Origin of the sequence: Flavobacterium daemonense (assembly GCF_007341385.1) — a bacterium.
GTDB classification, from domain to species: domain Bacteria; phylum Bacteroidota; class Bacteroidia; order Flavobacteriales; family Flavobacteriaceae; genus Flavobacterium; species Flavobacterium daemonense.
This window is the reverse complement of the sequence record NZ_VJYD01000003.1, coordinates 277564-302103: the sequence shown is the minus strand read 5'-3', so window position 1 is coordinate 302103 and position 24540 is coordinate 277564. Positions and strand designations below refer to the sequence as shown.

At 34.6% G+C, this 24540-nt stretch carries 27 protein-coding genes and 1 tRNA gene; 9 read left to right on the top strand and 19 right to left on the bottom strand.

From position 1 onward, the window contains the following. Positions 1–49: 49 nt before the first annotated feature. The 6 genes from recJ (at position 50) to FND99_RS05770 (ending at position 6234) form a co-directional block, all read left to right on the top strand. Positions 50–1750 (top strand): single-stranded-DNA-specific exonuclease RecJ, encoded by a 1701-nt coding sequence (gene recJ, locus FND99_RS05795; RefSeq protein ID WP_144337028.1) that lies wholly within the window; start codon positions 50–52, stop codon positions 1748–1750. Further along, entirely contained in the window at positions 1740–3020 is a 1281-nt protein-coding gene (locus FND99_RS05790; protein WP_144337027.1) for an MFS transporter, read from the top strand. Before recJ ends, FND99_RS05790 begins: the two co-directional genes overlap by 11 nt. Continuing rightward, positions 3020–3934 (top strand): alpha/beta fold hydrolase, encoded by a 915-nt coding sequence (locus tag FND99_RS05785; protein WP_144337026.1) that lies wholly within the window; start codon positions 3020–3022, stop codon positions 3932–3934. Before FND99_RS05790 ends, FND99_RS05785 begins: the two co-directional genes overlap by 1 nt. 139 nt (positions 3935–4073) lie before the next feature. Next, entirely contained in the window at positions 4074–4430 is a 357-nt protein-coding gene (locus FND99_RS05780) for a hypothetical protein (protein ID WP_144337025.1), read from the top strand. A 152-nt stretch (positions 4431–4582) separates the two neighbouring features. Beyond that, a complete protein-coding gene (locus FND99_RS05775; RefSeq protein ID WP_144337024.1) occupies positions 4583–4939 on the top strand; it encodes a hypothetical protein in 357 nt (118 codons plus the stop codon). An 83-nt stretch (positions 4940–5022) separates the two neighbouring features. Continuing rightward, complete coding sequence (locus FND99_RS05770; protein WP_144337023.1) at positions 5023–6234, top strand: cytochrome c3 family protein; 1212 nt, start codon at positions 5023–5025, stop codon at positions 6232–6234. A 117-nt stretch (positions 6235–6351) separates the two neighbouring features. Here FND99_RS05770 and FND99_RS05765 read toward each other — a convergent pair whose 3' ends face one another. From FND99_RS05765 to FND99_RS05755, 4 genes are all read right to left on the bottom strand, one after another. Further along, a complete protein-coding gene (locus FND99_RS05765; RefSeq protein WP_026728343.1) occupies positions 6352–7095 on the bottom strand; it encodes a UDP-2,3-diacylglucosamine diphosphatase in 744 nt (247 codons plus the stop codon). An 87-nt stretch (positions 7096–7182) separates the two neighbouring features. Continuing rightward, positions 7183–7635, bottom strand: coding sequence for a 6-pyruvoyl trahydropterin synthase family protein (locus tag FND99_RS05760; RefSeq protein WP_144337022.1), 453 nt, complete (start codon positions 7633–7635; stop codon positions 7183–7185). Between the two features lie 33 nt (positions 7636–7668). Next, on the bottom strand, positions 7669–7845 hold the full coding sequence (locus FND99_RS20235) for a hypothetical protein (protein WP_170245698.1): 177 nt from the start codon (positions 7843–7845) through the stop codon (positions 7669–7671). A gap of 165 nt (positions 7846–8010) precedes the next feature. Continuing rightward, positions 8011–8775, bottom strand: coding sequence for an enoyl-CoA hydratase/isomerase family protein (locus tag FND99_RS05755; protein WP_144337021.1), 765 nt, complete (start codon positions 8773–8775; stop codon positions 8011–8013). Between the two features lie 105 nt (positions 8776–8880). On the opposite strand from FND99_RS05755, the gene FND99_RS05750 reads away from it, so the two are divergent. Beyond that, positions 8881–8954: transfer RNA gene (locus tag FND99_RS05750), tRNA-Ala, on the top strand. 166 nt (positions 8955–9120) lie between these two features. Here the strand turns inward: FND99_RS05750 and FND99_RS20230 are convergent. The 4 genes from FND99_RS20230 to FND99_RS05735 all read right to left on the bottom strand — a co-directional run bounded on the left by FND99_RS20230 (position 9121) and on the right by FND99_RS05735 (position 12743). Continuing rightward, the gene (locus FND99_RS20230; protein WP_170245697.1) at positions 9121–9297 is read right to left on the bottom strand and encodes a hypothetical protein; all 177 of its coding nucleotides are present in this window, start codon (positions 9295–9297) and stop codon (positions 9121–9123) included. Between the two features lie 614 nt (positions 9298–9911). Next, complete coding sequence (locus FND99_RS05745) at positions 9912–10868, bottom strand: lipid A deacylase LpxR family protein (protein ID WP_246074179.1); 957 nt, start codon at positions 10866–10868, stop codon at positions 9912–9914. Then, positions 10858–11631 (bottom strand): monofunctional biosynthetic peptidoglycan transglycosylase, encoded by a 774-nt coding sequence (mtgA, locus tag FND99_RS05740; protein WP_144337019.1) that lies wholly within the window; start codon positions 11629–11631, stop codon positions 10858–10860. The genes FND99_RS05745 and mtgA overlap by 11 nt, the downstream gene beginning before the upstream one ends. After that, on the bottom strand, positions 11631–12743 hold the full coding sequence (locus tag FND99_RS05735; protein ID WP_144337018.1) for an NAD(P)/FAD-dependent oxidoreductase: 1113 nt from the start codon (positions 12741–12743) through the stop codon (positions 11631–11633). Before FND99_RS05735 ends, mtgA begins: the two co-directional genes overlap by 1 nt. A 227-nt stretch (positions 12744–12970) precedes the next feature. Here FND99_RS05735 and FND99_RS05730 point away from each other — a divergent pair, with 227 nt between their 5' ends. After that, positions 12971–14872, top strand: a complete 1902-nt coding sequence (locus FND99_RS05730) for a S9 family peptidase (protein WP_144337017.1) — start codon at positions 12971–12973, stop codon at positions 14870–14872. A gap of 181 nt (positions 14873–15053) precedes the next feature. Next, entirely contained in the window at positions 15054–17492 is a 2439-nt protein-coding gene (locus FND99_RS05725; RefSeq protein WP_144337016.1) for a hybrid sensor histidine kinase/response regulator, read from the top strand. Here FND99_RS05725 and FND99_RS05720 read toward each other — a convergent pair. The 11 genes from FND99_RS05720 to rpmF form a co-directional block, all read right to left on the bottom strand. Continuing rightward, positions 17489–18838, bottom strand: coding sequence for a sigma-54-dependent transcriptional regulator (locus tag FND99_RS05720; protein ID WP_144337015.1), 1350 nt, complete (start codon positions 18836–18838; stop codon positions 17489–17491). The genes FND99_RS05725 and FND99_RS05720 overlap by 4 nt on opposite strands. A 147-nt stretch (positions 18839–18985) precedes the next feature. Further along, on the bottom strand, positions 18986–19282 hold the full coding sequence (locus FND99_RS05715; protein WP_144337014.1) for a hypothetical protein: 297 nt from the start codon (positions 19280–19282) through the stop codon (positions 18986–18988). Positions 19283–19288: 6 nt separating this feature from the next. Further along, positions 19289–19585, bottom strand: a complete 297-nt coding sequence (locus FND99_RS05710; RefSeq protein WP_144337013.1) for a hypothetical protein — start codon at positions 19583–19585, stop codon at positions 19289–19291. A gap of 24 nt (positions 19586–19609) precedes the next feature. Then, the gene (locus FND99_RS05705) at positions 19610–19900 is read right to left on the bottom strand and encodes a hypothetical protein (RefSeq protein WP_144337012.1); all 291 of its coding nucleotides are present in this window, start codon (positions 19898–19900) and stop codon (positions 19610–19612) included. A 26-nt stretch (positions 19901–19926) separates the two neighbouring features. After that, complete coding sequence (locus tag FND99_RS05700) at positions 19927–20223, bottom strand: hypothetical protein (RefSeq protein ID WP_144337011.1); 297 nt, start codon at positions 20221–20223, stop codon at positions 19927–19929. A 50-nt stretch (positions 20224–20273) separates the two neighbouring features. After that, positions 20274–20570, bottom strand: a complete 297-nt coding sequence (locus FND99_RS05695; RefSeq protein WP_144337010.1) for a hypothetical protein — start codon at positions 20568–20570, stop codon at positions 20274–20276. Between the two features lie 44 nt (positions 20571–20614). Next, positions 20615–20911, bottom strand: a complete 297-nt coding sequence (locus FND99_RS05690; protein ID WP_144337009.1) for a hypothetical protein — start codon at positions 20909–20911, stop codon at positions 20615–20617. 291 nt (positions 20912–21202) lie between these two features. Continuing rightward, complete coding sequence (gene accC / locus FND99_RS05685) at positions 21203–22549, bottom strand: acetyl-CoA carboxylase biotin carboxylase subunit (protein WP_144337008.1); 1347 nt, start codon at positions 22547–22549, stop codon at positions 21203–21205. 106 nt (positions 22550–22655) lie between these two features. Continuing rightward, positions 22656–23141, bottom strand: coding sequence for an acetyl-CoA carboxylase biotin carboxyl carrier protein (accB, locus tag FND99_RS05680; RefSeq protein ID WP_144337007.1), 486 nt, complete (start codon positions 23139–23141; stop codon positions 22656–22658). 23 nt (positions 23142–23164) lie between these two features. After that, positions 23165–24163, bottom strand: a complete 999-nt coding sequence (locus tag FND99_RS05675) for a beta-ketoacyl-ACP synthase III (RefSeq protein WP_144337006.1) — start codon at positions 24161–24163, stop codon at positions 23165–23167. A 173-nt stretch (positions 24164–24336) separates the two neighbouring features. Then, positions 24337–24531 (bottom strand): 50S ribosomal protein L32, encoded by a 195-nt coding sequence (gene rpmF, locus FND99_RS05670; RefSeq protein WP_008465217.1) that lies wholly within the window; start codon positions 24529–24531, stop codon positions 24337–24339. Positions 24532–24540: the final 9 nt, after the last annotated feature.

Genomic DNA, 24540 nt, shown 5'->3' with positions numbered 1-24540 from the left:
TTCCAATCTAAAATCTAAAATCTAAGATCTAAAATCTACAATTAAAAAAATGCGTTGGACCTTAAAACCAAAACCTTCTGAAGAGAAAATCAAACATTTGGCGCAAGCCTTGAATGTAGAAGATTTTGTAGCAACACTTTTGATTCAGCGTGGCATTGAAACTTTTGAAGATGCCAAAAATTTCTTTCGCCCTTCATTAGAACATCTTCACGATCCATATTTAATGAAAGATATGGACAAAGCAGTTTCACGAATAGAACTGGCGATTGAAAATCAAGAAAATATTCTGGTTTTTGGTGATTATGATGTTGACGGAACAACTGCGGTTTCCTTGGTTTCGGCCTATTTAAAATCACATTATCCAAATATTGCAACTTACATCCCGGATCGATATGACGAAGGTTACGGAATATCCTATAAAGGAATTGACTACGCAGACGATAACGGAATTTCGTTAATTATCACACTAGATTGTGGCATCAAATCCATTGATCACATTGCTTACGCGAAAGCGAAAAATATTGATTTTATTATTTGCGATCACCACCGTCCAGGAGAATTTCTTCCTGATGCTGTCGCGATTCTCGACCCAAAAAGAGAAGATTGCTCCTACCCTTATGATGAATTATGCGGTTGTGGCGTTGGTTTTAAATTAATTCAGGCTTTAGGTAAAAATCGAAATGAAACTATTCACGATTTGGTTCCGTATTTGGACTTAGTCGCGACAGCAATTGCCGCCGATATTGTTCCGATCACGGGAGAAAACCGAGTTTTGGCTTATTTTGGACTACAAGTAATTAACAGTGAACCAAGACCGGGAATCAAAGCACTTGTTCATCAGGTAAAAAAGAAAGTTTTAGACATTACCGATGTTGTTTTTATTATTTCTCCAAGAATTAATGCTGCCGGAAGAATCAAACACGGAAATCATGCTGTTGAATTATTGACGGAATTTAATTTTGAACAAGCACAGCAATTTGCTTCAGAAATTGAACAATATAATGCCGACAGGAAAGATTTAGATAAAAAAATTACCAAAGAGGCTTTTCAGCAAATTGTAGAAAATAATGAAGAAGAACGTTTTTCTACCGTCGTTTTTCAAGAAGATTGGCACAAAGGCGTTATCGGAATTGTGGCTTCACGATTAATTGAAACTTATTATCGTCCGACTTTGGTCTTTACTAAAAGCGGCGATAAATATGCAGCTTCGGCTAGATCTGTAAAGGGATTTGATGTTTATAATGCTTTAGACGCTTGTGCAGAACACTTGGAACAATTTGGAGGTCATATGTACGCAGCCGGAATGACGCTGAAAGCAGAAAATTATCAGACATTTAAAGACGCTTTTGAAAAACAGGTTTCAGAAACAATTTCTCCAGAAATGCGAACTCCGGAAATCGAAATTGATGCCGAGATTAATTTCTCTGATATTACTCCAAAACTCATTCGGATTTTAAAACAATTCGAGCCTTTTGGCCCACAGAACATGACGCCAGTTTTTATGACTTCGGATGTAAAAGATACGGGTTATGCCAAAACTTTAGGCTCTGAAGATGAACATTTACGACTTTTCGCTAAACAATCTTCGACTGACGGAATTGCAGCAATTGGCTTTGGACTCGGAAAAAAATTAGATATAACAAAAAACCAAAATTCGTTTCAGTTGGCTTACACAATTGCCGAAAATGAATGGAACGGAAATATTTCAACACAGCTTATGCTGAAAGACATTAGAACAAATGGAAGATAAATCAAGCAAGCCAGATCCATATCAAGCGCTTCGTTACAGAGAATTCAAAGTTTATTTATTACTGCGTTTCGCCATGGTTTTTGCCTGGGCAATGCAGTTCATCGTAATCGAATGGGAAGTTTACAGCTTAACCAAAAACCCACTTTCGTTAGGAATTATTGGTTTAATGGAAGTTATTCCTGCTGTAGGAATGGCATTATTTGCCGGACATATTGTCGATCAAAAAGAAAAGAAAGGGTTATTGGTAAAATGTATTCTTGGATTTTCGGTAATTAGTTTCGGATTATTTTTATTGACTTGGCCAAAAATCGTTGGTGATCTAGCTCCAACAGTTGTTTTATATTCCATTTATGCTTTGGTCTTTTTAGGTGGACTGGTTAGAGCATTTTTAGGTCCAACTACTTTCGCTCTTCAATCCCTGATTATTCCTAAAAAAGCATATCCCAATGCTTCTACTTGGAGCAGTTCGGTTTGGCAAATTGGAGCCGTTATGGGACCAGCACTGGCTGGATTTTCAATTAATTGGATTGGTGTTCACTGGTCAATGTGTCTCGTTTTCGGGTTCTCACTTTTGGCATTAGTTGCTTTATCGCAAATCAGTGCAAAACCAATTATTAATCCGAAGATCGGAGAATCAATTAAAGACAGTCTTACAGAAGGTTTAAATTTTGTATTTAAGAACCAAATTGTCTTGGGTGCTTTATCGCTTGACATGATTGCAGTGCTTTTTGGAGGTGCTGTAGCGTTATTGCCCGTTTTTGCTCAGGATATTTTAAAAGTCGGTTCTGAAGGATTTGGAATATTAAGAGCCGCGCCAGCCGTTGGATCTTTTATTACAATGCTTGTTTCTGCTTATGTGCCTTTATATAAAAATGCGGGGAAAAAACTTTTAGTCGCCATATTCGTTTTCGGATTATCAATCATTTTATTTGGTCTTTCAACATCATTCTGGCTTTCGGTTTTTGCTTTATTCTTAAGCGGACTTGCTGACGGAATTTCGGTAGTAATTCGCCAAACCATTTTACAACTCAAAACTCCCGATCATATGCGTGGGCGTGTTGGCGCTGTAAATTCAATTTTTGTTGGATCTTCTAATGAATTAGGTGCTTTTGAAAGTGGAGCAACTGCCAAATTAATGGGAACTGTAACATCAGTCGTTTTTGGCGGAAGCGTTACACTTTTGACTGTTTTAGGCTTTGGTTTCATCTCTCCTACTTTTAGAAATTTAGATCTTAAAAAAGATATGGAAGAACACCATAATCAGGAGTAATGAAACAATTACTTCTGATTACCACTTTGATTACATCCATTTTCCTAAATGGACAAAATCTTTATATCAAAACCTATGGAAATGAAAAGAATAAACCACTAATTTTCATTCATGGTGGTCCCAGCAGCAATTCAACATTATTTGAAGCAACAACAGCTCAAAATTTGGCTGATCAAGGCTTTTATGTAATTGCTTATGATCGTCGAGGCGAAGGAAGATCTAGCGATCCTAATGCAAAGTTTACTTATGAAGAAGCTTTTCAGGATCTAAATTCTATCTATGAAAAATATCACTTAAAAAAAGCAGTTTTGCTTAGTCATAGTTTTGGTGGCTTAGTTGCAACACTTTACACAAATAAATATCCGCAAAATGTTAGCGCCTTAGTTTTGGCTGGAGCGTTATTTTCTCAACAGGAAACTTACGATCATATTTTAGAAACGCTGAAGAAAAAATACAACAATGATTCTCAGGAATTAAAGAAAATAAATATCGTAGAAAATCTGAATAAAAATTCTGCCGAATATAGAAAAGGCTGTTTTGATTTGGCAAGTGAAAACAACTTTTTTAAGATGCCGAATCCGACTTTAGATTCTAAAAAATTATATGCTGATTATGAGGCTGGGGAATTTTTCAAAACTAATATTCGGAATAAAAATGCGCCTTTGCTTTTCTATCAAAATGAAAAACAAAACAACATTGACACTCAACCTATCTTAAAGAAAATTAAAGCTGCCGGAGTTCCAATTTTTGCTATTTACGGAAAAGAAGATGGTATTTTTTCACCAAAACAAATTACTTCCATTAGAAATTTAGTTGGTGAAAACAATTTTTCTCTTCTCGAAAATTGTTCGCATTATTTATTTGTCGACCAACAAAAAGAATTTCTTTCCAACCTAAAACAATGGTTAAAATAATTTTTAACAAAGACCATCAAAAACCAATCTAAACAGCTAAAAATCAATTATTAACAGGATTTTTTAGCTTTTTTTTATGCTTTTATTAGTCATATATTAATAGAAACAGTGCGTATCTTTGCCGTCTAAAAAAATTGCCATGAACGACATCGAACAGATATACCGAAACGATTTTGGAATTTCATTTTATTGGAAAGAAGGCAACGAAGTAATATCAGATAAAATCCAGTTGCTTTTTAAACAAATGGGATTTTATTTTTCAGTTGAAGAATTAAATGAGTTTCACGACATAATTGAAGACTGTGTAACAGATCACAGTGATAAAAATACGCAAGGTTTAAAACACGCCTTCGATAAATTTTTATTGAGAACACCCTATGTTGCAATAGATTTAGAAATATCATCAAATGAATTAAGCTCAATTAAAGACTTAGTTGATGGTTCATTATTTCGACTTAATCTTAATGAATATATTTACGGTTCTGGCATGAACTAGCATATTTCAACCTCTCTTACTTAACAAATCCAAGCTTTTTTCTACATGTTGATTATGTGATCTGAATGAAAATATTTCTCAAATTTTTATGATTTTTTTATTTAGAATTAATATAAATAATATTTATATTTGTCTGAATAAAAAGATTTACGATGAGAGAAATAGAACAGATATATCATAATAATTTTGGGATAGCTTTTTATTGGAAACAAAATAATCAAACCATTCTGGACAAAATACAACTGGTTTTTAAGGAAACAGGTTTTTATTTTACAATTGCCGAAATGAATCAGTTTTGCGATTTGATTGAAGACAGCTTAATCGAAAACGCTTGTTGTGAAGCCTGCGAATTAAAATATTCCTGCCACAAATTTTTATTAAAAACACCTTGCCCTTCTATAGATTTAGCCGTTTCTATGACCGAATTAAAATCGATTAAAGATTTAGTCGAAGGTTCTCTTTTCCGAATTGAATTAGATGAATATGTTTACGGCCCAGGCTTAAATTAAGAAACATTCTAAATATTTTAACAGCATTTTTTCATTATTGAAATATATTTTGATTTTCTTCAAAAAAAAGTATATTTACGGCAATGAAAAAAACACGCATTCTTTTTGCCCTACTCTTTTTGGCAGTTTGTTTTACCAGCTGCAAAAATTCATCTGACGACTATATTGATCCGCGAGGTACTGATTATGCGGGTTCTGAAAGTTGTATTCAATGCCATCAAACACAATATGATATGGCTTTTAAAAGTTCGCATTTTAAAGCTACTGCTCCCGCAATTTCAGGAAATGTTTTAGGAGAATTTGATAAAGGCGACCACACTTTTATTTATGATAAAGACACCAAATTGGTGATGGAAAAACACGGTGACAGCCTTTTTCAGGTTTTGTATAAAAACGGAAAAAAAGTCGAGGCACATAGTTTTGATATTGTTTTTGGAATTAAACATGCCCAAACTTCGGTTTATTGGCGAAATAACAATACGTATGAACTACCGCTTTCTTACTACAGTGCAATTCATAATTGGGCTACTAGTCCGGGATTCCCAGCTGACAAACCTTATTTTGACAGAATGGTAGTAAAAGATTGCTATTCCTGCCACGCCTCAAATGCGAGCAGCCGAAGCGTGAATCAAAATTCTACCGAAAGAAACATGATGTCTATGGATGTGGAAGATATCATAAGAAAGGAAACAATTGTTTACGGAATTGACTGCGAAAAATGTCATGGTCCGGCAAAAAAACATGTTGAATTTCATTTAAAAAACCCAAATGTAAAAGTTGCCAATAGCATTACTAGTTTTAAAAACTTAAACAGACAGCAAAGATTGGATGCTTGCGCTCTTTGCCACGCAGGAAATGACGGAATGAAATTGAAATCGCGTTTTGATTTCAAACCCGGAGATAATTTAACAGATTATTACAGAGCAACCAGAAGCGTTACAGACACCGCACAATTTGATGTTCACGGAAATCAGTTTCGATTGATGGCGCAAAGCAAATGTTTCATGAATAGCGAAAAAATGGATTGCATCACCTGTCATAACCCACACGAAAATGCGTCAAAAAATATGGCTTCATACTCAAAAATATGCATGAGCTGTCATCAGGATTTGAAACATACTGATAAAACCTTAAAAACAATGTCGGGAAGTTTATTAGCCGAAAATTGTGTGGAATGTCATATGCCTAAAAAAGCATCGGGAGCAATTAAATTTCAGCTTTCAAACAGCAAACAATTAGGAAATTACATCTTGAGAACGCACAAAATCGGAATATATCCGGCAAGCGTTAAATAAAATTTTTTCTTTAAAATTTGGAGAAAGGCAGTTTTAACTAATTTCAGCAGTATTATTTGCCTTTCCAACTTTGGATTTGTGACTTTGGACTTTGGACTTGTGACTTTCGACTAACCTCTATTTCTCGAATTTCTTAAGTTCAAAATTTTCGCCGTCAAAAACGCCATATGTAAAATAACCAATCCAATCGCCTAGATTTACGTAATTAGAATCTTCGCCAACCGGAATAATCATTGGTAAATGACGATGTCCAAAAATGAAATAATTGTAGTGTTTGGTTTCGAGTTTTCGTTTGGCATATAAAACCAACCATTCGTTTTCTTCGCCAAGAAATTTTACATCTTCATCACCAGAAATCAATTTGTTTTTAACCGATAAGTATTGTGCTAAACTTACGCCAACATCTGGATGAAGCCAGCGGAAAAGCCATTTTGAAAACGGATTAGTAAATACCTTTTTCATTCTTTTATAACCTTTGTCGCCAGGACCTTTTCCATCTCCGTGGCCAATTAGAAAGGTTTTTCCGTTAAAAGTAAATTCTTTATTATCATGATAAACCGGAATATTCAATTCGGTTTCAAAATAATCATTCATCCAAAGATCATGATTTCCGACAAAGAAATAAATCGGAATCCCGCTGTCGCGAATTTCAGCCAGTTTGCCTAAAATTCGAACAAAACCTTTAGGGACAACTGTTTTATATTCAAACCAAAAATCAAATAAATCTCCCAGTAAAAAAATCGCTTCCGCATCTTCTTTAACCTCATCAAGCCACGCCACAAATTTCTTTTCGCGCGGTAAACTTAATTCTGGAGTAGGCGCACCAAAATGCTGATCTGAAGCAAAATATATTTTTTTCATTTAATGTGAGATGTGAATTGTGAGATGTAAGATGTGAAATGAAAAAGCATTTTACAATTTACTTTTCACATTTCACTTTTAACTTTTTTACAAATTATCAGAAGCGTACCATTCGGCAAAAGATGACTCAGTTTCTTGAAGTTTTAGTGAGAAAAGAGAAATTCCTTTTGGAAGTCTTGCCACAATTCTTTCCGCAAAATCAACCACCATATTTTCGCTTGTTGGCTGATAATCTACTAAAATTACGTGGTGTCCACGGTCTTTCAATTCGTTTGCCAATTCGATATGCGGTGTTGTTTGATTAAAAACCGTTGCATGATCAAACTGATCGACGATTTCTTCTTTTACAATTTTCTTTAGATCCGAAAAGTCAATCACCATTCCGAATTTCACATTCGATCGATCTGTAATTGGCGAACCAATAACTGTTACCGACAATTTATAACTGTGTCCGTGAACGTTCTTGCATTTTCCGTCGTAACCGTACAAAGCGTGCCCGGTTTCGAAACTAAATTGTTTTGTAATTCTGATATTACTCATCGATGTTTAATTTTAAGCTTGCAAATTTACAAATTAATAACCGTTTTCGTCTCTTTTTTTAGCGCGCATATACATCCACAAAGCAATTCCGCCCAAAATCAAGAACGGAATAAAAGATCCAATCACCACACCAATCTGATAAGCACTGTCTGGCGCGTTTTTAATTTTCTCAGCAACATCGACTTTTTGAAATAATGAAATGATATACATATTCTAAAATTTGATTTAAACACATAGAAACATAGATTTTAGCTTTGTAAAAAGGCGTTTCACTAGCATTAACAAACATAGCTATGTGTGAAAACTTGTTTTTTAATTTTCTATTTTCAGAATTTAAAAGCTATGTTTCTATGTGTTTAAATTTATTAGTAAACCTTATTTTTTAAACTGCATCAAAGCATTTCTGCTGAAATCCGACAAAACAAGTTTTCCTGTAATTGTCGCGCGTTCAAACAGAAGCGATTCCCAATTTTCAGTGCCTTCCCAAATGATTTTTTTCATTTCGTATAAAGCTTCAGGATTATAGGAACTCAATTTTTCAGCAAAATTATTAACCTCCCAGTCAAGATTAGCAGCATCACATAAAACAGAATATAAGCCTTTATTAAAAGCCCATTCAGCAGTTTTCCATTTTTCAGGAGCCAATGTCATTTCTGCCATAGCTGTTTTACCGATTTTTCGAGAAACAGCAGGTTCAATCACAAACGGTCCAATTCCGATAGCGAGTTCAGATAATTTTACATCACTCAATATTGTCGCAAAAGTGTAATCGCAAGCCGAGATAATTCCGACTCCGCCTCCAACTGCTTTTCCTTGAACGCGTCCAATAATTAATTTATTGCAATTGCGCATCGCATTCAGCAAATGAGCAAAACCAGAGAAAAATTCTGTCCCCTGTTCTTCATTTTCTACTTGCAAAAGTTCATCAAACGAGGCACCAGAACAAAATGCTTTTGCTCCTTCGCTTTTTAAAATTATAACCGAAACATTTTCATTTCGGCTCAACGAATTAATTTCAGCCGTAAGGCGATCCAGCAATTGACGCGGAAAAGAATTACTGGCAGGATGACCAAATTGAACGGTTGCAATAGCATTATTAAAAGAAGTTTCCAGACTTCCGTTAGTATTTTCTAAACTCATAAAAAACAGATTTAAAAGTAAAGTTACGCTTTTGCAAAATAATACTCCAGAAACTCCCCGAAATTTGTTTTTTGAAATTTATTTGACTTTATTTGTTAACGCTTTGGGGGATTAGCTCATTTGGCTAGAGTACTTGCCTGGCAGGCAAGGGGTGACCGGTTCGAATCCGGTATTCTCCACAAAAATAAAAACCCTTGTAAATTAAACTTACAAGGGTTTTCATTTTTATACAATCTTGTCATTTCGAGGAACGAGAAATCACACTAGAAACTCCGCAAAGTATGTCGCCAATCTTTGTCGATTCCCGAGTGTGATTTCTCGTCCCTCGAAATGACAGACCTATCTTTACTTTTCATTCGCCGCATCATCTGCATCCACTCTATCTTTCTCAGCTTTCTTGAAATCGTTATTCAGCAAATTTTCCAATTTTTTCTTTTCTCTTAGATTTTTTCTGATTGTGAACACAACCAAAACAACGACCAAAATCGCTACAATTCCTATTATGTTCCAATTAACATCCATAATTTAAATTTTACCCAAATATAAGAAATTAAATCATCACCTACATTATCAGAATGTTAAGCGTTATTTTTTAGGAATTTGCAGCAGAAATTTTGTTTTCAAAACACCTTTTCTCCCGCTGTCCACTTTATCTTTTCCCTGCTAAAGAAGCAGGAAAAAGGATGCCGTTCCCATCGGGGCTAGAATAGACTTTTTTGTTTTTTGAAGACCTTTTTTTGATTTAGATTGTAGAATTACTTAGCACAAATTATAAATCTGCGATATCAAGATGGGGCGCATTAATTTGAAAGTTTTTTTGCCCTAAATTAACTATTAAGCAATTTTCATGGTGTTTCAGAATCCTATTTTAAATAAAAAACAAAAATTTAACCTTAAATTGACAATTAATCAAAATACTGTTATTACTTTTGCAAAAAATTTAAATACAATAAGAGTCTAAAGAAGACTGAAGCACATTAAAATCTTTACAAAACAATAAGTATCTGTTTTTGAATTAAGTATCCTTTTTAAATATTTCTGAATTAGTAACCCGAAATTATAAGATAGAAAATTCATATTATAGATAAACACCAAAAAAGCTATAACTTTTGTTATAGCTTTTTTCATTTAAAACCTTACCTAATCAAAAACCCCATCCTAATACTTCCATAAAAATACCCTGAATTCGTATCAATTCCAGGATCTTTCAATTCTCGACCTCGGTATAAAAAAGAATATGAAATATTGAATTTGTTGTGGCGGTATTTTAAGCCAAATTCAGCATTGAAACGAAGTGGTTCCAGATCAAAAGTAATTGGACTAGTATTGCTGAACATGCTTCCTTGAATCGTGGCATCATAAAACTGATAATTCACGCTCGGCATGGCGTAAAAATAGAATTCTCTAATTTCATACTGCGGTTCTGAACTTACGGAAGCATCATGTAAATTGGAATCATAAATAGGAAGCAATTTCTTAAATCCAATTCTAGTAAGAAATCCGGTCGAAACTCCCGTAAAAATAGTTCCTAAATTAGCTTCGGACTGAAAGTGTAGATCTATAAAATCATTGTGTTTGCTCAGAAACAATTTCTTCGAATACATAACATGCGCCTGAACAGCAAAAGCATTATGGAGCTGATTTTCCCAACCATATACTTTTTTATAGCCAACAAGATGATGAAAACTTTCCTGAGTTTCGCGTCCAAAAGCATTTGGACCCATATAGCCCATCTGAAAATCAGTTTTTAAAACCGATTCGCTTTGGTAAAAAAAACTGCGTCCAGCTTCTGCAAAAAGATACCCCGTAAACGGACGGTCGTTAATATCAACAGCCGTTTCATTGATAAACCTCGGATTGTAAATATATTGTCCGAGGCGAAATTCGGTTATTTTTTTATTGATTTTTTCGTTTTCATTCTTTGATAAATAACGGTAAAAAAGTTCTAAACCGTTCGTGTAATACATATCATTTTTAGACGATGTGTATAAATCATTATCAGAAATAAATCCAAATTCTTTTGTATTTCCCTGTCCGAAAACCAAAGTTGTTGCCAGCAGAAAAACCGCAAAAAGGACAATTTTATTTCCCATCATAATTCAGTTTGCCAACATAACGCATTTCGCGAACAATTCGTTCTTTTCGTCTGTTGATATAGCTAGAAGAACCTGTAGCTTTAAATTTCCTAGGATTTGGAAGGATTGCAGCAATTCCCGCGGCTTGCATTGGCGTTAAACTCGAAGCGTCGCGTCGGTACCAATGTTCTGTTGCCGCATAAGCGCCATAAACACCGTCACCCATTTCGATACTGTTCAAATACACTTCCATGATTCTTTCTTTACCCCAAATTATTTCGATCAAAACAGTAAAATAAGCTTCTAAACCTTTTCGCAAATAGCTTTTCCCTTGCCATAAAAAAACGTTTTTAGCAGTTTGTTGCGAAATGGTGCTTCCACCGCGAATTCGGCGACCACGTTCATTGCTTTTATATGCTTTTTGAAGTGCTTTAAAATCAAACCCGTTGTGCGTCAAAAAAGTTCCATCTTCACTGGCGATTACCGCTTTTTGAAGATTCTTCGAAATTTTGTCAATTGGTTCCCAATCATGGTCGAAATAAACTTCTTTTCCGCCCAATTTATTTTCAATCGCACGAATCACCATCAAAGGGGTAAAAGGTACCGGCACATATTTAAAAACAATAACCGATCCGATTGATAATCCAAAAAACCACAACATTGCTTTAATGAAAAACCATTTGACTTTTTCGCCAAAGGTTCTGTTCGTTTTCTTTTTTGTTGCTGGTTTAGCTTTGCCCGCTGCCGGTTTTTTTGGTGCTGGTTTTTTGGTTACTGCCATTATATTAAATCTGCTAATTCTGTTCCTATTAAACTTCCTATCGCCACTCCCATTCCGCCTAAACGCACGCCGCAGCACACATTTTCAGAAAGCTGCGTCACAACAGGATTCTTACTATTCCCGACTCCCATGATACCGCTCCAACGATGCGCAATCTGGAAATCCTGATTTGGTAAAATTACATTTTTCAGCAAATCTTCCAATTTATTTTGAATAATTTTCGTCTGTCCAAATTCAGTTGTCGTTTCTTCTTCAAAATCAAGATTTCGGCCCCCGCCAAGTAAAATTCGGTCGCCAATATTTCTAAAATAATAATAACCTTTATCTAAGTGAAACGTTCCTTTAATGTCTAAATTGTGAATGGGTTCGGTAATTAAAACCTGCGCTCTAGCCGGTTTTACAGCTCCATTTGTCAAAGATCCGGCAAAACCGTTTGTTGCAAAAAGCAGTTTTTTGGTTCTAAAACTAAAATCGTTTAAAACAACTTCGACATCATTTCCTGAATCTAAATAAGAAGTTACGGTTTGCTGATTTAAAATTAAAATATCTGCCGAAATTGCTTGCTTCAATAATTCCTGCATCATATTTCCGGTATCGATCTGCGCTTCAAACGGATTAAAAATTAGATATTCCTGAATGTTTTCAAAACCAAAACGATCCACTTCTTTCGAAAAAACATCAGCCTTAAAAAGTGGTTTTAAAACTTCATTTATAAACGGAATTTTCGAAATACATTCTGAAAAACCAGATTCATCATCTTTTAAAAATAATTCATAACCTCCATATGGTTTAAAATCAATTGTCGCATCTCCAAGTCTTTTCCTTAGCAATTGCAAACCTTTCCACCGTTTTTCGATAAGTGTCACAACATCAACTTCAGAATGCGTTTTTAAATCATCCATAATTTCCGAAAGGCTTCCGAAACAAGCAAAACCAGCATTTTTTGTACTTGCACCTTGTGGCAACATTCCGCGTTCTAAAACCAGAATTTTAGCCGCAGGAAATCTTTCGCGCAAGCGCAATGCTGCTTGAAGACCAACAATGCCACTTCCAACAATGGTGTAATCCACATTGGTAAACCAATTTTTTATTTCCCAATAACTTAATTCCATCGATCAAATTTTTATAAAAATAATGATTTTTTACTCACCACGACTCGAGCGATAGCGAACAGACGAAGTAATTCATGAATTTTTTATTTTCAAAGTTTATCAAAAAAATTCGTGAATTCGTGGCGGAAAAACGGCATAGAATTTTAACAATAAATTGGAATTTGGAATTTAACAGATTGGAATTTAAATGTTGTATTTTTAGCTCCACAAAAAATAGAATTTTTATTATGAAAAAAGTAGTAGTAACAACCTTAATAATGATGAGTTTAAACGCTATCGGACAGAATGTGATGTCACCGGAATTGTTATGGAAATTGGGAAGAGTGACACCACTCGGACTTTCGAAAGATGAAAAAAATGTTGTTTTCAAGGTTTCAATACCTTCCATAGAAGAAAACAAATCGAATTCTAAACTTTACACAATCCCTGTAAATGGTGGAACAGCGACTGAAATCAAAGACACAAAAGAGATTTTAAAAGACAAAAATATTTCGCCAGACGGGAAATTTTTAGTCTATAATGACGAAGTAAAAATCGAAAGCGTTTTAGGAAAAGATTTTTATCCAAATCTGACAAAATCAGATGCTCAAATTTATAATGGTTTAGATTACCGTCATTGGGACACTTGGAACGAAGGAAAATTTAACCATGTTTTTTATAAAGAAAACAAAGATGGCGCTAAAGGAATTGATATTTTAAAAGGTGAAACTTTTGATTCTCCACAAAAGCCTTTTGGTGGTGACGAAGATTATATCTGGTCGCCAGACGGAAAAAGCATTTTGTATGTGTGCAAGAAAAAAGCCGGAACTGACTATGCAATTTCTACAAACACAAACATTTATGAGTACAATTTAGAAACTCAAAAAACGATAAACAGAACCGAAGATAATTTAGGTTACGATACTGCGCCGCAATTTTCTCCAACAGGAAATTTAACTTGGTTGCAAATGAAACGTGATGGTTATGAAGCTGATAAAAACGACATTATTGTTGATTTTAAGGGAATCAAAACCAACTTAACTGCAAATTGGGACGGAACTGTAGATCATTTTATCTGGAGCAAAGACGGTAAAAATGTCTTTTTTGTAGCTGCTGTTGATGGTACAAAACAACTTTTTACAGTTAATTTTCCAGGCTTGACAAAAATGGCAATAAACGTTCGCCAAATTACAAATGGTGATTTTGATGTGAATGATTTAGTTGGTTTTGTTGGTGATGACATCATCGTTACAAGAACAGATATGAATCATGCGGCTGAAATTTTTTCTTATAATTTGAAGAAAAACACTTGGAAACAAATTTCAAATGTAAATACAGATACGTATAAAACTTTAGCATTAAGCAAAACAGAGAGACGTTATGTTACTACAACAGACGGTAAAAAAATGTTGGTTTGGGTAATTTTGCCTCCAAATTTTGATGCTTCAAAAAAATACCCAACGTTATTGTATTGCCAAGGCGGACCACAAAGTGCCTTGACACAATCGTATTCTTACCGTTGGAATTTCTCTTTAATGGCTGCTAAAGGCTATGTAGTAGTAGCGCCAAATCGTCGTGGAATGCCTGGACATGGTGTTGAATGGAATGAAAAAATCAGTAAAGATTGGGGTGGGCAAGTTATGGACGATTATCTTTCTGCAATCGATGATGTTGCAAAAGAAAGCTATGTTGACAAAAGCCGTTTAGGATGCGTTGGAGCAAGCTACGGCGGATATTCAGTATTTTATTTAGCTGGAATTCACAACAACCGATTCAAAACTTTTATTGCTCATGATGGTGTTTTCAATACTGTTAGTATGTTGGGAACAACTGAAGAAGTTTTCTTCAACAACTGGGATTTTGGTGGAGCATATTGGGAAAAAGACAATGCTGTTGCACAAAAATCGTACACGACTTTCAATCCTGCAACTTTGGTGCAAAACTGGAACCGTCCAATTTTGATTTTCCAAGGAGGAAAAGATTTCCGTGTGCCAATTGGACAAGGACAAGAAGCTTTCCAAGCTGCGCAATTAAGAGGAATCAAAAGCCGATTTGTTTATTTCCCTGATGAAAATCACTGGGTTTTAAAACCGCAAAATGCACAAGTTTGGCAAGGTGAATTTTTTAAATGGTTGAGCGAAACATTATAAAATTCGTTTTTTAAAGCATTTAATAGCCACAGATTTTTATATAATCTGTGGCTATTTTGTTTTTGAAACCTTTGAATTATGTAACACTTTAAGCTCGATTTCTCTTTTTAAAACAGATTTTTTTAAATAAATTGCAGTGAATTCGAATTTAAAAACTTCTCAATCCCAACAAAAACAATCTATGGAGAGCAAAAAAAGTTACACCGCCATCAAAGTGCTCTTTAGTTATGTTGCGCTATTGGCGCTTGTGGTGACTGTAGGTTGGTTTTTATATTCTGAAAATGTTGTTTATAATAAATTAGAAGATAAAATTGCACTCGAAAAAAACAAGATTTTAAGAGTCAGCAAATTATTTTCGAATGTTTATAAAACCGAAAGTTTAGCCCGAAAAACAATTCAGACCAACTCCGAAAAAGATTTTAAAAGTTATGTGATTGAAAGTGATTCGCTGCGCGCCAGAATCGACACTTTAAAGCAAATTGTTACTACAGATTATCAAAAAGTGCTTTTGGACAGCGTCACTTATTTACTTTCAGAAAAAACAAAAAACATACAACAGCTCAAAACGATAAAAAACAAAGCCGATGATGAAGTTTCGGTCAATTCGGCTATTGATGAAATTACAAAAATGGAGTTCAAACTCCGAAAATTAGAACTTCAGGATTTTACTAAAAACCCGAATCAGCTTGGCGCTTACCAAAAAAATGTCCTTCAAAAATACGTTGATTACCTCAACCAAAACATTCCTGACGACAGCACGAATACTTTGAGCAAAAAAGCATCGGATTCGATTTTGGCCAATTCCAAAAAACTCTTAAGCACCGTAAAACTAAAAGCCGAAAAGAAAAGAGAATCTTTAAATTTTGAAGAAAACAAACTGCTGAAAAATGAAATCGCCATTTCAGAACAACTTCGAAAAGTGCTCCGAATTATTGAACGCGAAATCATCATCAACTCCATAAAAAACAATTCACTAAAAGAAAAATCACTTAAAAAAGTCAACGAAATTGTAACGGCATCGGCAATTGCCGGATTAATTTTGACCCTATTTTTCTCAGTTTTAATTGTGAGCGATTATTCAAAATCACAGTTGTACAAAAAACAACTTGAGATTGCGAATTTCAAGACAAAAAACCTGCTGAAAAGCCGTGAACAATTGATTTCGACGGTTAGTCATGATTTAAAAACGCCTTTAAGCACTATTGTGGGCTATTCAGAACTTTTAAGCAATTCTGATGTCAACACGAAACAGTCTTATTTCATTGACAATATCAAAAACTCATCTGAATATATTACGCAGTTAGTTCAGGATTTGCTGGATTTTTCGCAAATAGAAGCAGGAAAAATTACAATTGAAAAAGTACCTTTTTCGTTGCCACAAATAATTGATGAAGTCGCTAAAAGCATTCAGACCGTGTACAAACAAAAAAATATTGATTTAATCATTAATGTTGATGAAAAGCTAAAATCGAAAATTGTTGGCGATCCTTTCCGACTAAAACAGATTTTAAGCAACATTATCGGAAATGCTTATAAATTCACTGAAGAAGGTTATATAAAAATCAGCGCTTACTTGGCAGAAAACAATGATTTCTTTGTCATAACGATAGAAGATACCGGAATTGGTATTGAAAAAGGAAATCAGAAATTTGTTTTTGAAGAATTTGCGCAAGCAAACGAAGGCATCGAAAAGAAATATGGCGGAACAGGTTTAGGATTATCAATATGCCAAAAAATAATTTCGATTTTAGGCGGAACATTGCAATTAGAAAGTGTTTTTGGACAAGGAAGCACTTTCGAAATTCAGCTTCCACTTTTATTTGACACGAGTACAAACACGGTCGATGAGATTAAAAAAACCATTTCGACGAAAAGCCAATCACAAACATTTATTGTTATTGATGACGACATTAATCTTCTGAATTTAACAAGTGGTGTTTTAAGACAGGAAAAACATCAGGTTTTATCATTCAACAGTGCTGGAAAAGCGCTCGAAGCGATTCAGAAAACCAATTTTGATTTCGTCATTACCGATATTCAAATGCCAGAAATGGATGGATTTGAGTTTTTGAAAAAACTTAAAAACACATCGGTTTATAAAAATCAACCCGTAATTGCCTTAACCGGTCGAACTGATCTTGATACAAATGTTTATGCGGATGCCGGTTTCACGACTGTCATAAAAAAACCATATTCGCCAAGAATACTGCTGGAAACTATCCAGTTGATTTTAGAAAATGATCATCTGCCAAAAGTTGACGCAACCGAAACAGCAAAAAGTGCATCTGAAAAACTTTATTCACTTGAAACCTTAAAAGAATTTTTGGCAAATGATAAAAATGCTTTAAACGAGGTTTTAAAATCATTTATCGAAAGCACTAATGAAAACTTGGTTCATCTTGAAGTTGCTGTTGCACAAAAAAATGCAGCAGAAATAAATTCAATTGCGCATCGCATCGCACCCATGTTCAAGCAAATCGACGCTAGCGAAATTGCCCGAATTCTAACCGTTTTAGAAAAAAATGAATTTGAGATTGCTGAAGTAAAAACCATATTCAAAAACTTAAAAGCAAAAATCGCTTCGCTTTTTGAAATCTTGAATAACGAAATTACAACTTAATCGATGTTGTAATGCTTCAATTTATTGTAAAGCGTCTTTCTGGTAATTTTAAGCAATTTTGCCGCTTCAGACTTATTATTCTGTGTTTTTGAAAGCGCATGCATAATAGTTTCTTTTTCATTCTCTGATAATGAAAAATTCATCGAATTATCGGAAGGATTTTGTTTTTGAATCTGAAAAAATTCAGCAGGCAAAACTTCGCTTTCAATATAACTGCCACGCGTTAAAAGTGTCGCACGCTTTACGCAGTTTTGAAGTTCGCGTAAATTCCCTGGCCAATTGTATTTTTGAAAAATAGCAACAACTTCTGGAGAGAATCCGACTATATCTTTATTTAATTGCTGATTGGCTTTTTCGAGGAAATAATCGGCAAAAACCATCAAATCCTCTTCCCTATCTTTTAATGAAGGTGACAAAATAGAGAATTCATTGATTCTATGGTATAAATCTTCTCTAAAATCGCCGTTTTTTACTGCTTCGCGCAAATCTTCATTTGTAGCCGTTATAATTCGGATATCAACGTTTATTTCTTTATTGCTTCCAACAGGTTTTATCTTTCGCTCTTGAAGCGCTCTTAACAACTGAATTTGATTTTCATACGAAAGATTACCAATTTCATCCAGAAAAAGAGTTCCGCCATTCGCAGCTTCAAAATAACCCATTTTATCACTGATTGCGCCTGTGAAAGAACCTTTTAAATGTCCAAAAAATTCACTTGCCGCCAATTCTTTCGGAATTGCTCCGCAGTCAACCGCAATAAAATTATTGTTTTTTCGAGTGCTTTGCTGATGAATGCTTTTTGCAATAATTTCTTTTCCTGTGCCGCTTTCGCCAATGATCAAAACCGACATATCAGTTGGACTTACTAGCTGAATATGATCCAATAATTTTCTTGAAGCAACAGAAATTCCTTTTACAAATTCGTTTTCACCTGAAACCTGTTTTTTTGCAGGCTTTTTTTCTTTCGAAGCCACTTCTTCAACATCCTTATTTTGAAGCGCATTTGTGATAACTAATAAAACCTCATCAGGATTAAAAGGTTTCGAAATATAATCTGCTGCGCCGTTTTTTATCGCTTTTACGGCCGTATTCACATCAGAGTACCCCGTCATCAAAACAACTGGAATGTTAGGATACGCATTTTTAATTTCAGTCATAAGTCCGATACCATCAGAATCTGGCAAACGAAGATCTGTCAAAATCAAATCAAATGATTCGTTTTTGATTGCTGATCTGGCTTCGGCTGCAGAGAAGGCTACGGTAACTTCGTATGCTTTTTTTATTAGAAACTTTTCTAATAATTTACAAAACGAAATATCATCTTCTATCAATAATATTTTTGACATCTGTTTTTAGGGTCTTTTTTGCTAAAATAATACTATTAAACTTGTATTTTCACAAAATTATGCAAAAAAAAAGAGATTGCTACAAGCAATCTCTTTTTCACCAAAAACATAAATCTAATTCACCTAATTATATTTATAATATATTTATTATATTTTCAGCCAATTGCCATTGACATCTGAGTAAACAGTAGCCTTCTGATCTTTAACTGATATTTCTAATTTGTATTCTTTTTTATCGTTTACAAATGCTTTTTCCAATTTTGCATTTGGATAAGCAGTTTGCAGAGCAGTTTTTACAGCCGCCGGAACAGCATCTGCAGTAATTTCTGTGTATTCTGTTTGAACAAAAACGGACGTGTTAAGTTTGGTTGGAATAGTCTCCGCATTTGCAGGAATAGACAAACTTGCCAGAATAACAGCTCCTGTGATGGCTAACTTTTTCATAATGCTCTATTTTTTAATGATGTTCCCAGAAGCATCCGTAAAAAAAGTATACTTTTTCTCTCCGCTCGCTATGACGAGTTTATATTCGTTCTTAGCGTTTTTGTACGCTTTTTCAAGTTTTGTACCAGCAAAAGATTTCTCGATAGTCGATTTAACTGCCGCCGGAACAGCATCTGTAGAAATCTCCGTATATTCATCTTGAATAGTTACTGATTTAACCATTTCGGTTTTTGCAACACTAGTTGCAGCATTGATTGACAAACTTCCAAAAACGACAGCTGCCGATAAGATTAACTTTTTCATAGTGGGGATAGTTTTAAGTTATTTTTATTTTTTAAGAATATTTCCTTGCGCGTCAGTGTAAACTACTGACTTTACATCTCTAACGATAATTTCGATTTTATATTCTTTTTTATCGTTAACGTATGCTTTTTCAAGTTTTACACCAGGATAAGCATTGTCTAAAGCTGTTTTGATAGCTGCCGGAACAGCATCAACTTCTTTATACTCATCTTGAAATTTTACAGATTCTTTCGCTGGATTAATTGCAGCGGTCGGTGTGGCTTGTAGTGACAGCCCTCCTAATAGGATTGCTGCCGATAAGATTATCTTTTTCATAATGATAGTTTTTTTTAGTTAGCGAATTATTTTTTAACCCAAGATCCATCGGCGTTCGCATATAGAGAACCTACTTTGTCACCAACTGTAACTTCTAATTTATATTGAGACGTTGCATTTTTGTATGCTTTGGACAAGATTGCATCTGGATATGCTTTTTTAAGCGCGTTTGTAACTGCAGAAGGAACTTCTTCTACTTTGATCTCAGTATATTCGTCTTGAATTGAAATTGTTTTTACGATTGTATTCTTGATTGGAGAAGTTGAAGCAAATGTTGTTAAACTTCCCAAAACGATTGCGGCTGATAAAAATAAATTTTTCATAATAGTGTATTTTAATAGTAAATAGTTAATTTGATTGGAACAAAAAAGGTTTATTTTTTAACCCAAGTCCCGTCTGCATTTGCATAAACAGAGCCTACTTTATCACCTACAGTAACGTCAAGTTTATATTGCGAAGCAGCATTTTTGTATGCTTTTGAAAGCACTGCATCTGGATAAGCTTTTTTAAGTGCGGCTGTAACTGCAGCAGGAACTTCTTCTAATTTGATTTCTGTATATTCATCTTGAACAGAAATAGTTTTTACGATTGTACTTTTAATTGGAGAAGTTGAAGCAAATGATGTTAAACTTCCCAAAACGATTGCGGCTGATAAGAATAAATTTTTCATAGTGTGTATATATAGAGTTAATTAATTTTATTTAAGCACTTGGCTTATTTTTGAATCCAAGTTCCATCGGCGTTAGCAAAAAGATTTCCCACTTTTTCACCAACTGTAACATCTAGTTTGTATTCTGATTTTGCGTTTTTATATGCTTTACTAAGTACTGCATTTGGAAACGATTTTTTCAAAGCGTCAGTAACTGCAGTTGGCAATTCTTCTAATTTGATTTCAGTATATTCATCCTGAATTGAATTTGTTTTTATAATAGAATCTCCAACTGAAGAATTTGCTGCGAATGAAGTCAAACTTCCCAAAACAATAGCGGCTGATAATAATATCTTTTTCATAATGTAAATTTTAGTTTTGTTCGTAGTTGTTTACGCTTTAGATAATGAAATTATTATGCCGTAATGCAAAAACATAGTTCAATCGTCCATAACCCCCTATTTTTAAAGAGATTTAGAACATTGTGCCAAAATTTATCAATTGCAAAAAGTGTGTAATTCTTTAATCGAATGTGTAATTTTTACACACTTTAAGTGTTTCCTTTTGTATAAAAACAAAAAACCCGATGCGTTTTTACGCATCGGGTTTCTATTAAAATTAAAAAAGGCTGCCGAAATCGGCAGCCTTAAAAATTATTCTTGACTATTCATTTTGAAAGTATCCATAAACGCAGTTGTATAATCTCCTGCAATATATTTTGGATCATCCATTAATTGTCTGTGGAAAGGTATTGTAGTTTTCACACCTTCGATAACGAATTCATCCAAAGCTCTACGCATTTTGCTGATAGCTTCTTCACGAGATTGTGCAGTCGTAATCAACTTAGCAATCATTGAATCGTAATTTGGTGGAATGCTGTAACCAGAATAAACGTGAGTGTCTAAACGAACTCCGTGTCCTCCTGGCATATGAAGCGTAGTAATTTTTCCTGGTGAAGGACGAAAATCATTATAAGGATCTTCAGCATTAATACGAACTTCAATAGCGTGTAATTGTGGAAGGTAGTTTTTTCCTGAAATTGGAATTCCGGCAGCAACCATAATTTGTTCACGGATCAAATCATAATCAATAACTTGCTCTGTGATTGGGTGCTCCACCTGAATACGAGTATTCATCTCCATGAAGTAGAAGTTTCTGTGTTTATCAACCAAGAATTCTACAGTTCCAGCTCCTTCGTATTTAATGAATTCGGCAGCTTTTACAGCAGCTTCACCCATTCTTGCACGAAGATCATCTGTCATGAAAGGAGAAGGTGTTTCTTCAGTCAATTTTTGGTGACGACGCTGTACAGAACAGTCTCTTTCAGAAAGGTGACATGCTTTTCCGTAAGAATCTCCAACAACTTGAATTTCGATATGACGTGGTTCTTCAATAAGTTTCTCCATGTACATTCCGTCATTTCCAAAAGCCGCAGCAGCTTCTTGACGTGCGCTTTCCCAAGCTTTCAAAAGCTCATCTTCTTTCCAGATGGCACGCATTCCTTTTCCACCACCACCAGCAGTAGCTTTCATCATCACTGGGTAGCCAATTTCTTTAGCTACTTTTTGTGCATGCTCATAAGATTCTAATAATCCATCTGAACCTGGCACACAAGGAACTCCTGCTGCTTTCATTGTAGCTTTTGCAGAAGCTTTATCTCCCATTCTGTCGATCATTTCTGGAGCCGCACCAATAAATTTGATTCCGTGCTCTTGGCAAATTTTTGAGAATTTAGCATTTTCAGAAAGGAAACCGTATCCTGGGTGTATTGCATCTGCATTTGTAATTTCTGCAGCAGCAATAATATTTGACATTTTTAAGTACGATAAGTTACTTGGAGGGGGACCAATACAAACCGCTTCATCAGCAAACTTAACATGTAAGCTTTCCGCATCGGCTGTAGAGTAAACTGCAACAGTTTTAATTCCCATTTCCTTACATGTACGAATTACACGAAGTGCAATTTCTCCTCTATTCGCAATTAATATTTTTTTAAACATCTTATTTTAATTAGATAATTAGACAATTTGATAATTAGATAATTTTAGATGTCTGATATTAATTCTGCAGATCATCTAAAATCTAAAATCTAAAATCTAAATTTATTTATGATGGATCAACTAAGAATAAAGGTTGGTCAAATTCTACAGGAGACATATCGTCAACAAGAATTTTTACAATTTTACCTGAAACTTCTGATTCGATTTCGTTGAATAATTTCATTGCTTCAATTACACAAAGAACATCTCCTTTTGCGATAGTGCTTCCTACTTCAGTAAAAACTGGTTTGTCTGGAGATGGTTTTCTATAGAATGTTCCAATGATTGGAGATTTTATAGTAACATATTTAGAATCGTTAGCAGCTGGTGCTTCTGGAGTTACATTTACAACAACTGGAGCAGCAACTTGTGGAGCAGCAGCTTGAGGCAATGCCGCTTGAGCTGGCAATTGCTGTACATAAGTAGCCTCAGTTACATTTGTTTCCAAAGTTGTTCTAATAGTGATTTTTACATCATCCATTTCTAACTTTACTTCAGCAACTCCCGAATTTGCTACAAATTTGATTAGGTTTTGAATTTCTTTTAAATCCATAATGATTCGTTTTTAGTTTTGATTTATTTTGTGTCGTAAGCCCATTTTAGGTAAATAGATCCCCAAGTGAATCCACCGCCAAAAGCGGCAAAAATAATATTATCTCCCTTTTTGAATAGGTGTTCAAAGTCATTTATTACTAACGGCAATGTTGCTGAAGTCGTATTACCATATTTTTCAATATTCATTAATACTTTTGAATCTTCAAGGTTCATTCTGCCTGCAGTAGCATCAATAATACGTTTGTTTGCTTGATGTGGCACTAGCCAATCTACATCTTCATTAGTCAAATTGTTTCTTTTTACGATCAATTCGCTAGCGTCTGCCATGTTAGTTACGGCATATTTAAAAACGGTTTTTCCGTCCTGAATAATATTATGTTGTCTGTTTGCAACAGTTTCTGCTGTAGTTGGAATTAAAGAACCTCCGGCAGAAATTTTTAGAAAATCGCGTCCTACACCATCACTTCTCAAGTATTCATCCTGCAAACCTAAGCCTTCATAATTTGGTTCAAACAAAACTGCTCCTGCTCCATCTCCAAAAATAATACAAGTAGATCTGTCTGTGTAATCTACAATTGAAGACATTTTATCAGCTCCAATCAATAAAACTTTTTTGTAACGTCCTGACTGAACATAAGCTGCCGCAGTTGACATTCCGTACAAGAAACTTGAACATGCTGCCTGCAAATCGTAAGCAAATGCATTAGTAGCTCCAATTTCTGTTGCAACATAAACTCCTGTAGAGGCTACTGGCATATCTGCTGTAGCTGTTGCCATTATAATCATATCAATCTCTAAAGGATCGATTTTTGCTTTCGCTATTAAATCTTGTGCTGCTTTTATTGCAAGAAACGAGGTTCCTTTATCAGCATCTTTTAGAATTCTTCTTTCTTTAATTCCGGTACGAGTGGTAATCCATTCGTCATTGGTATCGACCATAGTTTCCAGTACTTTGTTCGAAAGAACAAAATCTGGAACATAAGCTCCAACAGCGGTAATTGCGGCTGTGATTGTACTCATTATATTCTATTATTTCCTTCCAAATACGGTGTATTTGAAAAATTTTTAAAAGACTTGAAAATTACAAAAAAAAACGAAATTAATTTGTAGATAATTTCTTTAAAAAAGAAAGTTATAACCAACAAAAAAAACTCTCACTATGTGAGAGTTCTAGTATAATTTACAAAAACGTATTAAGCAACCGCTTCAGATTTATCGATAACAACTTGTCCTCTGTAATACATTTTACCTTCATGCCAGTAAGCTCTGTGGTATAAATGTGCTTCTCCAGTAATTGGACATGTAGCGATTTGAGCTACAGTAGCTTTATAATGTGTTCTTCTCTTATCTCTTCTTGTTTTCGAGGTTTTTCTCTTAGGATGTGCCATTTTACTATA

What these genes read in the sequence shown, in the direction of transcription:
- FND99_RS05720 (WP_144337015.1), bottom strand. Translation starts at nt 18,838, where the DNA reads ATGTCAAAAATATTATTGATAGAAGATGATATTTCGTTTTGTAAATTA.
- FND99_RS20235 (WP_170245698.1), bottom strand. Translation starts at nt 7,845, where the DNA reads ATGTATATCATTTCATTATTTCAAAAAGTCGATGTTGCTGAGAAAATT.
- FND99_RS05725 (WP_144337016.1), top strand. Translation starts at nt 15,054, where the DNA reads ATGGAGAGCAAAAAAAGTTACACCGCCATCAAAGTGCTCTTTAGTTAT.
- FND99_RS05700 (WP_144337011.1), bottom strand. Translation starts at nt 20,223, where the DNA reads ATGAAAAATTTATTTTTATCAGCCGCAATCGTTTTGGGAAGTTTAACA.
- FND99_RS05775 (WP_144337024.1), top strand. Translation starts at nt 4,583, where the DNA reads ATGAGAGAAATAGAACAGATATATCATAATAATTTTGGGATAGCTTTT.
- FND99_RS05745 (WP_246074179.1), bottom strand. Translation starts at nt 10,868, where the DNA reads ATGGGAAATAAAATTGTCCTTTTTGCGGTTTTTCTGCTGGCAACAACT.
- FND99_RS05690 (WP_144337009.1), bottom strand. Translation starts at nt 20,911, where the DNA reads ATGAAAAAGATATTATTATCAGCCGCTATTGTTTTGGGAAGTTTGACT.
- FND99_RS05705 (WP_144337012.1), bottom strand. Translation starts at nt 19,900, where the DNA reads ATGAAAAAGATAATCTTATCGGCAGCAATCCTATTAGGAGGGCTGTCA.
- mtgA (WP_144337019.1), bottom strand. Translation starts at nt 11,631, where the DNA reads ATGGCAGTAACCAAAAAACCAGCACCAAAAAAACCGGCAGCGGGCAAA.
- recJ (WP_144337028.1), top strand. Translation starts at nt 50, where the DNA reads ATGCGTTGGACCTTAAAACCAAAACCTTCTGAAGAGAAAATCAAACAT.
- FND99_RS05715 (WP_144337014.1), bottom strand. Translation starts at nt 19,282, where the DNA reads ATGAAAAAGTTAGCCATCACAGGAGCTGTTATTCTGGCAAGTTTGTCT.
- FND99_RS05780 (WP_144337025.1), top strand. Translation starts at nt 4,074, where the DNA reads ATGAACGACATCGAACAGATATACCGAAACGATTTTGGAATTTCATTT.
- FND99_RS05765 (WP_026728343.1), bottom strand. Translation starts at nt 7,095, where the DNA reads ATGAAAAAAATATATTTTGCTTCAGATCAGCATTTTGGTGCGCCTACT.
- FND99_RS05785 (WP_144337026.1), top strand. Translation starts at nt 3,020, where the DNA reads ATGAAACAATTACTTCTGATTACCACTTTGATTACATCCATTTTCCTA.
- FND99_RS05730 (WP_144337017.1), top strand. Translation starts at nt 12,971, where the DNA reads ATGAAAAAAGTAGTAGTAACAACCTTAATAATGATGAGTTTAAACGCT.
- accC (WP_144337008.1), bottom strand. Translation starts at nt 22,549, where the DNA reads ATGTTTAAAAAAATATTAATTGCGAATAGAGGAGAAATTGCACTTCGT.
- FND99_RS05770 (WP_144337023.1), top strand. Translation starts at nt 5,023, where the DNA reads ATGAAAAAAACACGCATTCTTTTTGCCCTACTCTTTTTGGCAGTTTGT.
- FND99_RS05755 (WP_144337021.1), bottom strand. Translation starts at nt 8,775, where the DNA reads ATGAGTTTAGAAAATACTAACGGAAGTCTGGAAACTTCTTTTAATAAT.
- FND99_RS05735 (WP_144337018.1), bottom strand. Translation starts at nt 12,743, where the DNA reads ATGGAATTAAGTTATTGGGAAATAAAAAATTGGTTTACCAATGTGGAT.
- FND99_RS05760 (WP_144337022.1), bottom strand. Translation starts at nt 7,635, where the DNA reads ATGAGTAATATCAGAATTACAAAACAATTTAGTTTCGAAACCGGGCAC.
- accB (WP_144337007.1), bottom strand. Translation starts at nt 23,141, where the DNA reads ATGGATTTAAAAGAAATTCAAAACCTAATCAAATTTGTAGCAAATTCG.
- FND99_RS05710 (WP_144337013.1), bottom strand. Translation starts at nt 19,585, where the DNA reads ATGAAAAAGTTAATCTTATCGGCAGCTGTCGTTTTTGGAAGTTTGTCA.
- FND99_RS05790 (WP_144337027.1), top strand. Translation starts at nt 1,740, where the DNA reads ATGGAAGATAAATCAAGCAAGCCAGATCCATATCAAGCGCTTCGTTAC.
- FND99_RS05695 (WP_144337010.1), bottom strand. Translation starts at nt 20,570, where the DNA reads ATGAAAAATTTATTCTTATCAGCCGCAATCGTTTTGGGAAGTTTAACA.
- FND99_RS20230 (WP_170245697.1), bottom strand. Translation starts at nt 9,297, where the DNA reads ATGGATGTTAATTGGAACATAATAGGAATTGTAGCGATTTTGGTCGTT.
- rpmF (WP_008465217.1), bottom strand. Translation starts at nt 24,531, where the DNA reads ATGGCACATCCTAAGAGAAAAACCTCGAAAACAAGAAGAGATAAGAGA.
- FND99_RS05675 (WP_144337006.1), bottom strand. Translation starts at nt 24,163, where the DNA reads ATGAGTACAATCACAGCCGCAATTACCGCTGTTGGAGCTTATGTTCCA.